Source organism: Sulfurimonas sp. (genome assembly GCF_027056685.1).
Lineage (GTDB): Bacteria > Campylobacterota > Campylobacteria > Campylobacterales > Sulfurimonadaceae > Sulfurimonas.
In genome coordinates, this window is sequence record NZ_JALUKE010000086.1 from 1 (window position 1) to 13,053 (window position 13,053).

Here is a 13,053-nt window from a genome sequence, read left to right on the forward strand (position 1 = left end):
ACAAGACATCACAAATTGTGTCAATGTCCTTATCTACTTTTAGAACTTCTTGTTGCTTTTTTATAAAATAAGGCTCACTTACTTTTGCAAAACTTTCGTCACTCTTACGGCAGTTAAATGCAAGCACGCTATTTATATTTTTTTGCTCAAGTGCCTGCAGGCTTAGCAGTGTATCGTTTATGCAACCAAGAGAGCAGTGCGTTACAAGGAGCGCAGAAGCATGAAAAAAGCCTATAAGGTCTATCATCATAAAGCTATAATCCACAGGAACCAACAAGCCCCCTGCCCCTTCAATAAGCAAAACATCGCAACGCTCTTCCATCTTCTCTATGGCAGAGGTAAGTCTGTCAAAATCAAGCATCGCACCACCAGAAGCGATGTAAGGTGCAGCAGGGAGTTCATAAGAGAGAGGCACAACATCTGTAATCTCTAAATCTAAGTACTCTTCGTTTAACTCTTTTAAAGTAGATAAAAGTAAATCACCATCAGGGTAAATGCCATTTACAACACCCGTTTCTACAAGTTTAATAGCTCCAACACGCAAGCCCCGAGAGGCATACTCGCGTAACATTTTAAGTGTCGTATATGTTTTACCTATATCGGTATTTGTAGCAGTTATAAATATTCGTTTTGCCATATTTTTCTTTTTTAATAGATTGTAGCACTAATCAAGAGGGGTGATTAAGCCCTCTTTTTTGCTAATAAAGACGAATGCTAAATGCAAACATCAAAACTAGCATGATTAGTACCAATTTGTTATACAAGGGTAGCTCCTTATATTAGAATCCCACCCAGCACAACCCACTAAAAATTTAGCAAAAAAAAAGGGTAACTAGAAAACTAGTTACCCTTCTCATCCTAACAGCTATGGTAATCAATCATAGCATTAAAGGAGCTACCCTTGTTACGGTAAAATTATACCATAAAAAAACTAATCTTAGTTTTCGTCTTGGTTAACGATTTTATTTGCAGAAATCCATGGCATCATGTCACGAAGTTTTACACCAGTTTGTTCAATAAGTGATGCTTTTGCATTTGCACGCTCTGCATTCATACGAGGGTAACCAGCTTGACCTTCTAAGATAAAGTCTTTTGCAAATCTACCATCTTGAATCTCTTTTAAAATCTCTTTCATAGCAGCTTTACTTTCAGCATTAATAACGCGTTTACCAGAAACATAGTCACCATACTCAGCAGTATTTGAGATAGAGTATCTCATGTCAGCAATTCCACCCTCAAACATTAAATCAACGATAAGTTTAAGTTCATGAAGACACTCAAAGTATGCCATTTCAGGAGCATAACCAGCTTCAGTTAATGTTTCAAAACCAGCTTGAACAAGAGAAGATACACCACCACAAAGAACAGCTTGCTCACCAAAAAGGTCAGTTTCAGTCTCATCTTTAAAAGTTGTCTCAATAATAGCAGTACGACCACCACCAATAGCAGAAGCATAAGAGAGAGCTAACTCTTTTGTATTTCCTGAAGGATTATTTCCAACAGCAATAAGGTCAGGAATACCACCACCACGAACAAATTCAGAACGAACAGTATGTCCAGGAGCTTTTGGAGCAATCATAGTAACATTGATGTCTGCAGCTGGAATAATGCTTGCATAGTGAATGTTAAAACCATGACCAAATGCAATAGTGTCACCAGCATTTAAGTTTGGTTCAATCTCTTCTTTATATATTCTTGCTTGATCTTCATCTGGAAGAAGAATCATAATTACATTTGCTTGTGCAGTAGCTTCAGCAACTGTAAACACTTCAAAACCTTTTGCTTCTGCTTTTGCCCAAGATGATCCACCTTTACGAAGACCAACAATAACTTCAACACCACTGTCTCTTAGGTTTTCTGCGTGTGCGTGTCCTTGAGAACCAAATCCAATCATTGCAACTTTTTTGCTTCTGATTAGGTCTAAACTTGTATCTTTATCATAGTAAACATTTAATGCCATTTCATTTCCTTAATTTTATTTCATAAAATGAAGGTAACCCTTCATCTATTTATTACGATAGAGGAAGTAATTCCTCTAACTACGCTAACGCTTGGTTTTGCTCAGCGCAAAGCTCATTGCACTAGTGCAATTTTCTGTTATAACAGAAATGTCTGCTATAGCTTAAAAATTTGTCGCATTATACTCAACTTTTGGTAAAATTATTATTAGAGAAAGCTTAGAACTTTTTAGAAATGTCTCTGCTTAATTTCATTCTCTGTATAATATGAAAAAAATTTGAGGTAACTATGAAAAAATTCAACCTGTTTAAAGAGATTATTACTGTTAATAAACAAGAACTGCTAAACGCAATCAACACAACAAAAGAGTTTGCAATCAACATTAAAGGTGAGGTAAAATTTGCACCATTTGCAGATAAAGAGATTTTAATTTACCAAGGAAAGCATACTCCCCAAGCTGCTAATGCCCTAGTGCCAACTAAGCCAAAAACTCTTAGCGAAATTTTAGGAGACAACTATCAAGTTGTAGAAGATGACGATAGAGTTCTGCTTAAAGCATTTTCAAACTGGCAAGAGCTAATAAGAGTAAATACACCTCGTGCCTCTTATGATGACACGACAGGAGATGGAGTCGATAAATTTGCAAACGCAGCGCTTGAAGATATTGGATGGAATGCAACAGAATTTGATATAAGTTACAGAAATTTAGTAGAAATACTTGAAACAGAGTGCAGCGGCACACTTTTATGTATTGAACAAGAAGAACCGTATCAGTTTAGTGGTCTTGGTTTTTTAGATAATGATAAAGAGGCACAAAAAGTTCTCTTTACTTACTGCCAAGAAAAAATAAAAAAAATGATGCAAGAGAATTCTCTCTATACAAAAGAGAATCTAAGTAATGATGAAGAAGAGGCTGCAGAGTTTTTTAAATGTCTCTAAATAGACAAAAGATTTCAATAGAGCACCGATACAGAGGCTCTATTGAATTTCCAGACACCACTGAAGCTAAAGATATTTTTTTTCGTGTTAAACAAGCTTACGCGAACCATGAAAAAATGAGTATAGCCCTTCTTTTTAGCAAATCAAAACTAATAAAACTAAAGAAATACCAAAAGGGTGCATCGCAAAAAGAGCTGTTAAATTTGGATTTTTATATTGAACTCGGGGAAATACTAGGATTTAACACCAACGATGCACAGAAGCTCAAACGCGCAATAGTACTAATAAATGATACCGCCTACAGTAGCTTTAACATCACAAAACGGCTTAAACTTATCAATAAAAAGCATAAATCTAAAACCAATAAAAATTATCTTTTTTGGGATATAGAAAATTTTTCCAACATAGCTTCTATTTTTAATGACATTATAGAACCCTATAATGTCGATGATACACATATCTACCTTGCCGCAAATCCAGATTCGTTGTACCTCAAAAAGGCAGAATGGGAAGCAAACCTCTATGATTACTCAAAAACGCTGCACTCCTTTAATTTTACAAAATGTGAACATGGGAAAAATGTAGCAGATGACATTTTACTACAGACATTTGAAGAGTTAGCACTTAAAAATGCAAATGTCTTTTTACTTACTTATGATAGAGAGCTCAAAGAGAGATTTACTCAGGCTACTGCAAAAAGCAATAACCTCTTTATTTTGGGGAAATAACTTCTGGTTTTGGCTCACCAAGGTAATAACCTTGGAAATAGTCAATACCCATCACCTCTACTATGTCAAAGACCTCTTTAAAGTGTACAAATTCAGCAACTATTTTTTTAATTAAGCCTCTTTTTTTGTTGTAAAAATCGTTGTAAGATTATCATAGCAGAGATGGAATCTACCCGTCCATCACGAATGTACTTTATTTCGCCTTTCATCATATTTTCAGCTTCAAGGGAACTCCCTGCCTCATCTTGATAAAAGACTTTAGCTTTGAAATCAACAAGATTCATAAAGTGTGCAATGCGTCTTCGCATCTCATCCTCACTACTTCCACCTAAAGGTATGCCCACGACCACGGCATCCACTTCCCATTCATCAATGACTTTTTTTACCTCACTTGAGGCTTGATTGCGGTTTTTTCGTATCACTGCGTTTAGGGGAGTTACTATGTCTTTATGCGCTGAATATGCAAGACCAATGCGTTTAAGTCCCAAGTCTATAGCAATATATTTCAATGCTATTTTCCCAGACAAAAAGAGCCGAACATTTTATCTAGCATCTCATCATTTTCAAAAGGTCTTGTAATACTTGCCATCTCTTTTACAGCCTCATTAAGATGAAAAGAGAAAATTTCTAACTCCTGAAATTCAAGCGGTTCATACGCCTCTTCAATGTTTTTCATTGTTGCTTCTACAGCTGCAATTTGACGCTCTGAGATAAGCATAATTTCATCACTACCATTACTTTTGTCCATAATATCTTCTAGTTTTTCTACAAGCAGACTCACATCATCTTTTGAGTTCAATTCCAAATCAAAATTGAGAGTATCACAAGAAAAATTTTGTGGCAAATCTATCTTGTTTTTAATTACTATAAGTTCTTTGTTCTGTCCATTTTCTTCCAAAAGTGTAACAATTTTTCTATCTTCATCATCAAGCTCTCGTGAAGCATCAAAGAGTGCTATAACAATATCACTCTCTTGTATAGCTGCCAAACTTCTCTGTATTCCTATTTTCTCTATCTCATCATTAGCTTCTCGAATACCTGCTGTATCTACTATTTTAATAAGATGTGTTCCAATTTTTACCTGCTCTTCTATGGTATCACGAGTAGTTCCGGCTATTTCACTTACTATAGCACGATTGTAATTTAATAGGGCATTTAGCAGAGAGCTTTTTCCTACATTTGGCTTTCCAATAATTGCTACACGAAAACCTTGCATTAAACCTTGACGAGATTTTGAGGCAATCAATGTTTTTTTCAAAAGAGCATAAAGTTCATCAAGTTTTGCTTGAATTTGTTCTACCAAATCTTGAGGTAAATCCTCTTCAGCATAATCAATAGTTACTTCACTATAAGCCAAGATATGAATAATAGCATCACGAACTTCCTCTATAAACTCTTTAAGGGAACCTTTCATCTGCTTTGCAAGAATCTTCGCTGCATCCTCACTTTTGGCTTCAATAAGCTGAGCAATTGCCTCTGCTTCACTCAAATCAATGCGTCCATTAAAAAAAGCACGCTTTGAAAACTCTCCTGCGTTTGCTAGCCTAGCCCCTGCATCAAGAGTAGCTTTAAGTATGCTTTGCGCAACAATAAAACCACCATGGCACTGAATCTCTACAACATCTTCAGCTGTAAAAGAGTTTGGTCCTTTAAAGTAGATAATAATAGTCTCGTCAATAAGTCTATTTTCTTTATCGTAAATAGTGCTAAGTGTTGCATAGCGTGGGGAAAAGTTTTGGCGTTTACTCAGAGCTTGAGCAATCTGGAGTGCTCTATCACCGCTAATGCGGATAATAGAGATGGAGCCAATGCCATTTGCAGTAGCAATGGCAGAGATTGTATCAGTCATAATTAGTTGTTATGATAATCGTTAACGATTATATATTTTAGCCCATCTTTTGTGGAGCGTATCACTACATATTTTTGAGGGTATCTTTCTCGAAGCTCTTTAAGGGCTATTTGCACGAGAACTCCATCTAAAATTTTTGTCTGTGCCCTTCCATCTCTATCTATACTTTCATAAACACCTTCAAGATATCTTGATACTGACTCTTCTTGATTTTTCAAAAACTCTGCTATTTCTAAACGCAGCTGCACATCATACTTTGAATTTATCCAATTAAATAGCATATAAGAGAGCGCTTTATATCTATAACCTTCTTTTCCTATTAAAAGAGCTGCATCCTCACCCTTAAATTCAATAAGAATCGTCTCTTTATCATATCCACGAACTTCTATATGCTCAATTTCAAAACAGATATGTCTAAAGAGTTCATTTATTTGACTTTTAACTTCTAAAGCTATTGCATCAATATTTTGATTGCTAGAGAGAAGTGCTTCACTTTCATCAACACTTTCGTCATATTCATCATCATAATCTGCAGTATATTCCAAACCACTTGCTAGATCTTCATCCTGCTCATCTTGGTCACTTACAAAAGATGCAGGCATAATTGTGTCATTCAAAATATTGTGTGTAGATATTTTTTCTTCTTCTTTCTCCACTGATGCACTGTTACTCTCTACAACTTCTGTTGCGTTTAGCATCTCACTTTCTATCTCTACTGGAACATCTTTTTTAACAGTTGCAACAATAATGGCATTCTTTTTAAAAAAGCCCATAAAACCACTGCTTGGAACCTGTACAACTTCAATGGCAAGCTCTGTAACAGAACACTTTAAGGAAGTTGCAGCATCATTAAACGCATCCTCTAGGGTTACTGCTTCTATCTTAATCATTTTTAACTCTCACTCTTTTTTTCAATAGCTTCTTTTAAATCTTCTGCATTTTTAAATTGCTGATTTACCATGTACTGTTGTGCTATTGAGAACATATTATTTGTTAACCAATAAAGTACCAATCCTGAAGGGAATGTTATAAAGAAAAATGTAAATATAATTGGTAAATACTTAAATACTTTCTCTTGCATTGGGTCAGTAAAGTTATTTGGTGTCATATGTTGCTGCATAAACATTGAAGCGCCCATTAAGACTGGAAGAATATAGTACGGATCCATAAGAGAAAGGTTATGTATCCATAAAATCCATGGAGCACCTTGTAATTCAACTGAATTTAAAATAGTACGATAGAGTGCAAAAAATACGGGAATTTGTAGTAACATTGGCAGACATCCACCAAGAGGATTTGCTCCATGTTTTTTATACATTTCCATTGTAGCTGCGTTTAGTTTTTGTGGGTCTTTTTTATGTTTTTCTTTTAACTCTTTAAGTTTTGGTGCAAGCATTTTCATTTTTTGCATACTTATCATACCTTTGTAAGTCAAAGGATAAAGTACAATTCTAATAAGAGCCGTAAGTGCAATAATAGACCATCCCCAGTTACCAAAAATACCATGTAACCATGAAAGAATTGCAAAAAGAGGTTTTGCTGCGAATGTAAACCATCCGTATTCTATTGCATTTGTAAGCATAGGGTCAATTGCCTTAAGCACTTTATGCTCTTTGGGACCAATATAACCATGAAGATTTACATTTTGATTTGCTTCAAAATATATAACTGGATTATCATCTTTTCCCCTCTCTACCACAACGCTTGCATCTTTTTTAAAGCCATACAAAATAATAGCAGTATATTGATCAAAAGAGGAGACAAGCTTCACATCTTGAAATACTTGGCGTCCTTCAGCTTTTCCATCTTCAATAATATGGGCAACATCATCACCTGTATAGACCATATCACCTGCAACTGCCATCAATTTTTTAGAAACATGAGGTCTATCACCAAGATAGACAAAATAGCGAATATCTTTTGAAGTTATTATATGTATATCATAATGACCATCAGGATAAAAAGTAAGTTTTTTTGTTATCGTTACCTGTGGCAATTTTTGTGTAAGAGTTACCGTAACTGCTTTATTATCAAGCTCTACAAGATGAGTGCTTGCTACATAAGGTACCTTTGATGCTGCATCATTTATAGCATCATTTGCAAATCTAATATAGAGTGGTTTTGTACCATGTGGAGGAATAAGTTGCGCATTGACATGGTCACTATTTTGAAATTTACTTTCAAGCATCTCTTTTGATGCTATGCGACCTAACGAATCTATTTTCAGTATAAACTTCTTGTTTTTAACAGTAACAATATTGCTAGAAACAGTTTTTTCCATCTTCTCTTGTTCTGCTATAGCATGCCCGGAAGCCTCTTGTACTTTTTTTGCAACATCTGTATTCTCTTTTGTTGTTACAACACTATTTGCTTTAGCTTCTTTTGCTACAGCACTCTCTTTTGGCGGAAATATCGCAGTATATCCTACGAAAAAAATTACAGCTAATAGTACAGCGACTATTAATCTTTGATTTGGTGACATTTTGTCTAACACAAATTACCCTTTATATGAAAAATTTTTTATAATGTAATAACGGTTTTTTTTATTGGGAACCAACCAGTATTTTATAGAATCAACATCAAGATTTTTGGGCTTTAATAAGAGTTTGTCTAAAAGAGGATACTCTATACCACCATCAAAAAGTTGATTGCAACGTAGTATTCTAGTAAAAGAGTGGTAAAATGCACTTGAAATTGAGTTATTTTCAAAATGAATACGTGCATATTCGCTACAAGTTGGGTAATAACGACACGAACCGTAACCAATAAGAGTAAAAAACTTCTGGTAAAACCATAAAATTTTAAGTAAAACTTTTCGCACGGGTGAGTACCTTTTGAAAATCATGTTGAAACTCTTCGTAAGAGCGTTCAAACAATCCTATTTTTGCAACAAATATATATGTACCATCTTTGAGAGAATCGGAATGTTCACGAAAGAGTGCACGCATACGACGCTTCGCACGGTTGCGCTTTACTGCATTACCAAGTTTTTTGGTAGCAGTAAAACCTACTTTGTGAATTCCTTTTTGAGGAAGGAAAAAAAGAACGACACTCGATGAATGTTGATTTTTTCCTTTATTGTAAATATACTGAAACTCTTTATGAAGTTTTAGTGTATAAAATCCGCCTATACTGACAATTTTTTACGACCTTTAGCACGACGACGATTAATCACATTACGACCATTTTTAGTAGCCATTCTTGCTCTAAAACCATGTGTTCTTTTTCTAGGTGTGTTATGGGGTTGGTATGTTCTTTTCATTTGACATATCCTTATTTAATTTAAGTCCGCAATTTTATTGAAAGTTTGCTTAAAATGTGGTTAAAACCTCTTAAGAGATTTTAACTTCCACTTCACCATTTACCACAGTAAACTCTACACGAGAACCTTCACTGACTCTACCTTCTAAAATAAGGTCAGCCAAACGGTCCTCTACAATCTCATAAAGCGCTCTTTTTAGAGGACGAGCACCATAAACTGGGTCAAATCCAGCTTCAGCAATATACTCTTTCGCATCTTCTGAGAGAACAAGTTCAATATCACGCTCTTTTACTTTGTTTTTAATATCATTAAAGAATATCTCTACAATTCCTTTAATCTGCTCTTGACCTAGTGCATTAAAAATAACCACATCATCAAGTCTATTTAAAAATTCTGGTTTAAAAGCCTGTTTTAACTCAGCCATTACCATATCATCAAGCTCTTTTCCTTGCGGATTATTGATGATTTTATCACTCGCAATATTTGATGTTAAGATGATAATAGTATTTGTAAAATCTACTGTTACTCCTTTATTATCTGTCAAACGACCATCATCAAGAACTTGTAAAAGAATGTTAAAAACATCTGGATGTGCTTTTTCTACCTCATCAAACAAAATTACGCTGTAAGGTTTTCTTCTTACTGCTTCAGTAAGCTGTCCACCCTCTTCATAACCAACATATCCTGGTGCTGCACCAACCAAACGAGATACTGCATGTTTCTCCATATACTCACTCATATCTATTCTAATCATAGCATCTTCAGAGTCAAAGAGAAATTTCGCCAAAGTCTTAGCCGTTTGTGTTTTACCAACACCTGTTGGCCCAAGGAACAAAAAGCTTCCTATTGGTCTATTTTTATCACTTAATCCTGCTTTATTTCGTTTAATAGCACGAGATACGGCATGAGTCGCTCTTCCTTGACCAATTACAGTTTTATTTAGCTCCTCTTCCACATTTAAGATTTTATCTTTTTCGCTTTGCAACATTTTTGTTACAGCAATACCTGTCCATCTACTGACAATAGAAGCAATAGACTCTTCATCTACAGAGTTTTTAAGTAGTGTTCCTGCCTCTTGCATTCTATCCCATTTTTCATTGAGTGCTTTTTCTTCATCACTCAACTTAGGAATTTCACCATACTCAATCTCTGCTGCACGGTTAAAATCAGACTGTGCTTTTGCAAGTTCTGCTTCACGGCGTTTAGCTTCTATTTCCACTTTAATAGCAGATATTTTTTCAAATACCTCTTTTTCTCCATGAAACTGAGTCTCTAAACTTCGTACTTTTTCTTCCACATCCGCAAGCTCTTTTTCAATCTCTTGGAGGCGTTTTTCATTTGATGGAGTTTTCTCCATTTTAAGTGCCTCTTTTTCGACCATAAGCTCTGAGAGTTTGCGTTTAGCCGCGCTTAGTTCATTTGGTTCAGACTCTATTTGCATTTTAAGTTCTGCCGCAGCCTCATCAATTAAATCAATCGCTTTATCTGGCAAAAATCTATCTGCAATATATCTATCAGATAATTTCGCAGCAGCAACCAATGCACTATCTGTAATGTTTACATTATGATGTGCTTCAAGTCTCTCTTTAATTCCACGAAGAATTTGCAAAGATTGATTTACAGTTGGCTCATCCACAGAAATTGGCAAGAAACGGCGTTGCAATGCTGCATCTTTTTCAAAGTATTTTCTATACTCTTTAAGCGTTGTCGCACCAATAGTATGTAATTCACCACGAGCAAGAGCAGGTTTTAAGATATTTGCCGCATCCATAGAACCCTCAGATGCACCTGCACCAACAATAGTATGAATTTCATCAATAAAGAGGATGATATTTCCACTCTCTTTTACTTCATCAATAACTGCTTTAAGTCTATCTTCAAATTCACCACGATACTTTGCACCGGCAATAAGTGCAGACATATCAAGAGCTATCAGCTTTTTATTTTGTAATGATGTTGGAACATCTCCACTGTGAATTCTTTGTGCAAGTCCTTCGACAAGTGCTGTTTTACCAACTCCTGGCTCACCCAGTAACATTGGGTTGTTTTTCGTTTTACGGATTAAAATCTGCATAGTACGAGCAATCTCTTCATCTCGACCAATAACAGGAGAGAGTTTTCCCTCTGCTGCCTCTTTTGTCAAATCAATACCATACTTTGCAAGAGATTCTAAAGTTTCATCTGCACTTTGAGAGTCAATTTTCGCCCCACCACGCGCAGCCTCTATCTCTTTTGCCAAATCCATTGTATTTACATATTTTGGCAATATTTCAGAGAATGGCGCACTCTGTAAATTAGCAAGTAAATAAGTATCAACAGCAAGATAAGAGTCCCCATTTTTTGCCATTAAACCCTCTGCATTTTGCAAAGTTTTTACAAATTCATGAGAAAGTTTTATGCTCTCTTTTGTAACGCTTGAAGATTTTGGAAGCTTTTGGGCCATACTTTTAATATCAAGCTCCATCGCAACTTTGTCTATCCCCATTTTATTAAACATTTGATTTAGCAGTGAATCAGAATTTGTTAAAAGTGCCCATAAAAAGTGTATTGGCGTCACTTCTTGATTTTTATTATGAAGTGCCAAAGAGACAGAACTCTCAATTGATTCACTCATATTATGTGTTAGTTTTTCAAATATATTATTCATTGTAAAATCCTTATAAATTATTTTTTCTGCTGGTATTATACATACTTCATTCACAAACTTTTGCGACTTAAGTTGCACTAACAAATTATAATCTTCATAACCTTTTATCTATATATAATTGCTCATTATGTATAATTCTATAAAAACTTTAGGACTGTTAATGCCATCTGTTATAGAAGCCTTACAAAATCGTTCATCAAAAAGAGCATATTTACCAAAACCAGTTGAAGCAGAGATTCAAGAGAAGATTCTGCAGGCTGCTGCAATGACGCCAAGTGGTGCAAATATGCAACCATGGGTGACTTATGCAGTATCAAACAAAGAAGTGCTTAAAAAAGTTGGCGATGCTGTTATTGAAAAAATGGATGCAGGTGTTGCACATGATCAGTTTATTCAATACTATCCTGTAAATTGGGTAAATCCTTATAAAAAACGCCGTATTATTACAGGTGCAGGACTCTATAAACTTATGGAAGTTGATAGAAAAGACAATGAAACACGCATAGAGATGTGGAAAGATAATTTTAGATGGTTTGGCGCACAAACTGTATTTTTTGTTTTTACAGAAAAAGAGAATATTAATGAAGCACAAGGGGTACTTATAGATTGTGGTGCTTATATGCAAAGCATTATGCTTGCAGCACATGAGTTTGGCGTAGCTACTTGTCCGCAAGGCTCTACTACAGAGTTTGGGCGCGTTATTGCCAAAGAACTTGGTGTACCTGAAAATCTTGCCCTTTTATACAGCGTAGTTTTAGGCTATGAAGATAAAGATGCAAAAATCAACGCATATCAGCCTAAAAGAGTTCCCCTCACAGAGAACATTACTTTTATAAACTAACTCCACCCTTTTTGAGAGTAGCGCGCAAGCATGCTCTCATTACCACTTACTCCTCCACTATGAATATATAATATCTTTTCATTCGTTTGTTCTAAAAGAGCTTCAAACATTGCAGGAGCATAGAGCAGGTCAAACTCCACCCCACTTTTTAAGAGTTTTTTATATATCTCTAAAAATTCTTTATAAGGCTTTGCAAAATGGTATTTCTTTTTTGGAGGAAGAATAATCAGATTTTGAGGTAATTCTGCAAGAGCACTCATCTGCTCTTTTAAATAGGCAACATCTCCAATACATGGCGTTGTATAAACTTTATACTCAGGAAGTGCAAGAGCCAAAAAAAGTGCTGTTGTTCCCGTACCAGAAGGTGTAGCAAGAGAGTAAATATCACTCTCTATTGCACCACTCTTTTTTTGCCTCTTTATCTCCTGCGCTAAAACTTCAAGCCCTACTTTTGCTTCACTTATAGCACCACCCTGATCTACTACAAAAGTTCTACTATCAGCCGTCAGACGCAGTGAAGCAATATAGTCTCTATAGAGTGCATCTTCAAGCTCAATATGCCTCATTCCAAGAGCTAAGGCATGTGCAAAATTGCCACTAAGCTGCTTACGCTGCGTTTGGGAGAGTTGTTTTGTATAGTAAGTAAAATTCCACTCTTTTTTTTGTGCCATGGCTGCTATTGCCAGCATTGCGTTTGATTGAGTGCCACCATAAGAGACAATAGTATCGTAAGTCGAAGAGGGAGTTTGTAAAAGAGTATAAAGCTTTCGGTATTTATTTCCTGCTAAATGAGGGTCAATAAGATCATCACGCTTAACAAAAAATGCC

14 protein-coding genes are annotated in these 13,053 nt (G+C 35.5%); 3 read left to right on the plus strand and 11 right to left on the minus strand.

Annotated elements, in window-relative coordinates; all coding sequences use genetic code 11:
- Both bioD and ilvC read right to left on the minus strand, forming a co-directional pair.
- A partial coding sequence (gene bioD / locus MVY38_RS03755; protein WP_297483723.1) for a dethiobiotin synthase occupies nt 1-637 on the minus strand: 637 nt, incomplete at its 3' end.
- A gap of 300 nt (nt 638-937) precedes the next feature.
- Entirely contained in the window at nt 938-1,960 is a 1,023-nt protein-coding gene (ilvC, locus tag MVY38_RS03760) for a ketol-acid reductoisomerase (protein WP_297483725.1), read from the minus strand.
- Nucleotides 1,961-2,247: 287 nt separating this feature from the next.
- On the opposite strand from ilvC, the gene MVY38_RS03765 reads away from it, so the two are divergent.
- Complete coding sequence (locus tag MVY38_RS03765; protein WP_297483727.1) at nt 2,248-2,898, plus strand: hypothetical protein; 651 nt, start codon at nt 2,248-2,250, stop codon at nt 2,896-2,898.
- Nucleotides 2,889-3,626, plus strand: coding sequence for a hypothetical protein (locus MVY38_RS03770; RefSeq protein WP_297483730.1), 738 nt, complete (start codon nt 2,889-2,891; stop codon nt 3,624-3,626). Before MVY38_RS03765 ends, MVY38_RS03770 begins: the two co-directional genes overlap by 10 nt.
- 107 nt (nt 3,627-3,733) lie before the next feature.
- Here the strand turns inward: MVY38_RS03770 and ruvX are convergent, their stop codons facing one another.
- The 8 genes from ruvX to MVY38_RS03810 all read right to left on the minus strand — a co-directional run bounded on the left by ruvX (nt 3,734) and on the right by MVY38_RS03810 (nt 11,384).
- On the minus strand, nt 3,734-4,135 hold the full coding sequence (gene ruvX, locus MVY38_RS03775) for a Holliday junction resolvase RuvX (RefSeq protein ID WP_297483732.1): 402 nt from the start codon (nt 4,133-4,135) through the stop codon (nt 3,734-3,736).
- Nucleotides 4,136-4,137: 2 nt separating this feature from the next.
- Nucleotides 4,138-5,475, minus strand: coding sequence for a tRNA uridine-5-carboxymethylaminomethyl(34) synthesis GTPase MnmE (gene mnmE, locus MVY38_RS03780; RefSeq protein ID WP_297483734.1), 1,338 nt, complete (start codon nt 5,473-5,475; stop codon nt 4,138-4,140).
- 2 nt (nt 5,476-5,477) lie between these two features.
- Nucleotides 5,478-6,365 carry a Jag N-terminal domain-containing protein gene (locus MVY38_RS03785; protein WP_297483736.1) on the minus strand — a complete coding sequence of 296 codons (888 nt, stop codon included), beginning with the start codon at nt 6,363-6,365 and terminating at the stop codon, nt 5,478-5,480.
- A gap of 2 nt (nt 6,366-6,367) precedes the next feature.
- The gene (yidC, locus tag MVY38_RS03790) at nt 6,368-7,969 is read right to left on the minus strand and encodes a membrane protein insertase YidC (protein ID WP_297483738.1); all 1,602 of its coding nucleotides are present in this window, start codon (nt 7,967-7,969) and stop codon (nt 6,368-6,370) included.
- Nucleotides 7,970-7,972: 3 nt separating this feature from the next.
- Complete coding sequence (gene yidD, locus MVY38_RS03795; RefSeq protein WP_297434170.1) at nt 7,973-8,296, minus strand: membrane protein insertion efficiency factor YidD; 324 nt, start codon at nt 8,294-8,296, stop codon at nt 7,973-7,975.
- Nucleotides 8,277-8,615: a ribonuclease P protein component gene (gene rnpA, locus MVY38_RS03800; RefSeq protein WP_366939754.1), complete on the minus strand. Its 339-nt coding sequence runs from the start codon at nt 8,613-8,615 to the stop codon at nt 8,277-8,279. Before rnpA ends, yidD begins: the two co-directional genes overlap by 20 nt.
- Nucleotides 8,603-8,737 (minus strand): 50S ribosomal protein L34, encoded by a 135-nt coding sequence (gene rpmH / locus MVY38_RS03805; protein ID WP_297483740.1) that lies wholly within the window; start codon nt 8,735-8,737, stop codon nt 8,603-8,605. The genes rnpA and rpmH overlap by 13 nt, the downstream gene beginning before the upstream one ends.
- A 70-nt stretch (nt 8,738-8,807) precedes the next feature.
- Nucleotides 8,808-11,384, minus strand: coding sequence for an AAA family ATPase (locus MVY38_RS03810; protein WP_297483742.1), 2,577 nt, complete (start codon nt 11,382-11,384; stop codon nt 8,808-8,810).
- Nucleotides 11,385-11,544: 160 nt separating this feature from the next.
- On the opposite strand from MVY38_RS03810, the gene MVY38_RS03815 reads away from it, so the two are divergent.
- Nucleotides 11,545-12,225: a nitroreductase gene (locus MVY38_RS03815; protein ID WP_297483743.1), complete on the plus strand. Its 681-nt coding sequence runs from the start codon at nt 11,545-11,547 to the stop codon at nt 12,223-12,225.
- Here MVY38_RS03815 and MVY38_RS03820 read toward each other — a convergent pair.
- The coding region (locus MVY38_RS03820; protein ID WP_297483744.1) for a 1-aminocyclopropane-1-carboxylate deaminase at nt 12,222-13,053 on the minus strand (832 nt) is incomplete at its 5' end. The two genes, MVY38_RS03815 and MVY38_RS03820, sit on opposite strands and share 4 nt — an antisense overlap.

Excerpts from the sequence above, each read along its gene's own strand:
- rpmH (WP_297483740.1), bottom strand. The coding sequence starts at position 8,737 with ATGAAAAGAACATACCAACCCCATAACACACCTAGAAAAAGAACACAT.
- MVY38_RS03810 (WP_297483742.1), bottom strand. The coding sequence starts at position 11,384 with ATGAATAATATATTTGAAAAACTAACACATAATATGAGTGAATCAATT.
- MVY38_RS03785 (WP_297483736.1), bottom strand. The coding sequence starts at position 6,365 with ATGATTAAGATAGAAGCAGTAACCCTAGAGGATGCGTTTAATGATGCT.
- mnmE (WP_297483734.1), bottom strand. The coding sequence starts at position 5,475 with ATGACTGATACAATCTCTGCCATTGCTACTGCAAATGGCATTGGCTCC.
- MVY38_RS03765 (WP_297483727.1), top strand. The coding sequence starts at position 2,248 with ATGAAAAAATTCAACCTGTTTAAAGAGATTATTACTGTTAATAAACAA.
- MVY38_RS03815 (WP_297483743.1), top strand. The coding sequence starts at position 11,545 with ATGCCATCTGTTATAGAAGCCTTACAAAATCGTTCATCAAAAAGAGCA.
- ilvC (WP_297483725.1), bottom strand. The coding sequence starts at position 1,960 with ATGGCATTAAATGTTTACTATGATAAAGATACAAGTTTAGACCTAATC.
- MVY38_RS03770 (WP_297483730.1), top strand. The coding sequence starts at position 2,889 with ATGTCTCTAAATAGACAAAAGATTTCAATAGAGCACCGATACAGAGGC.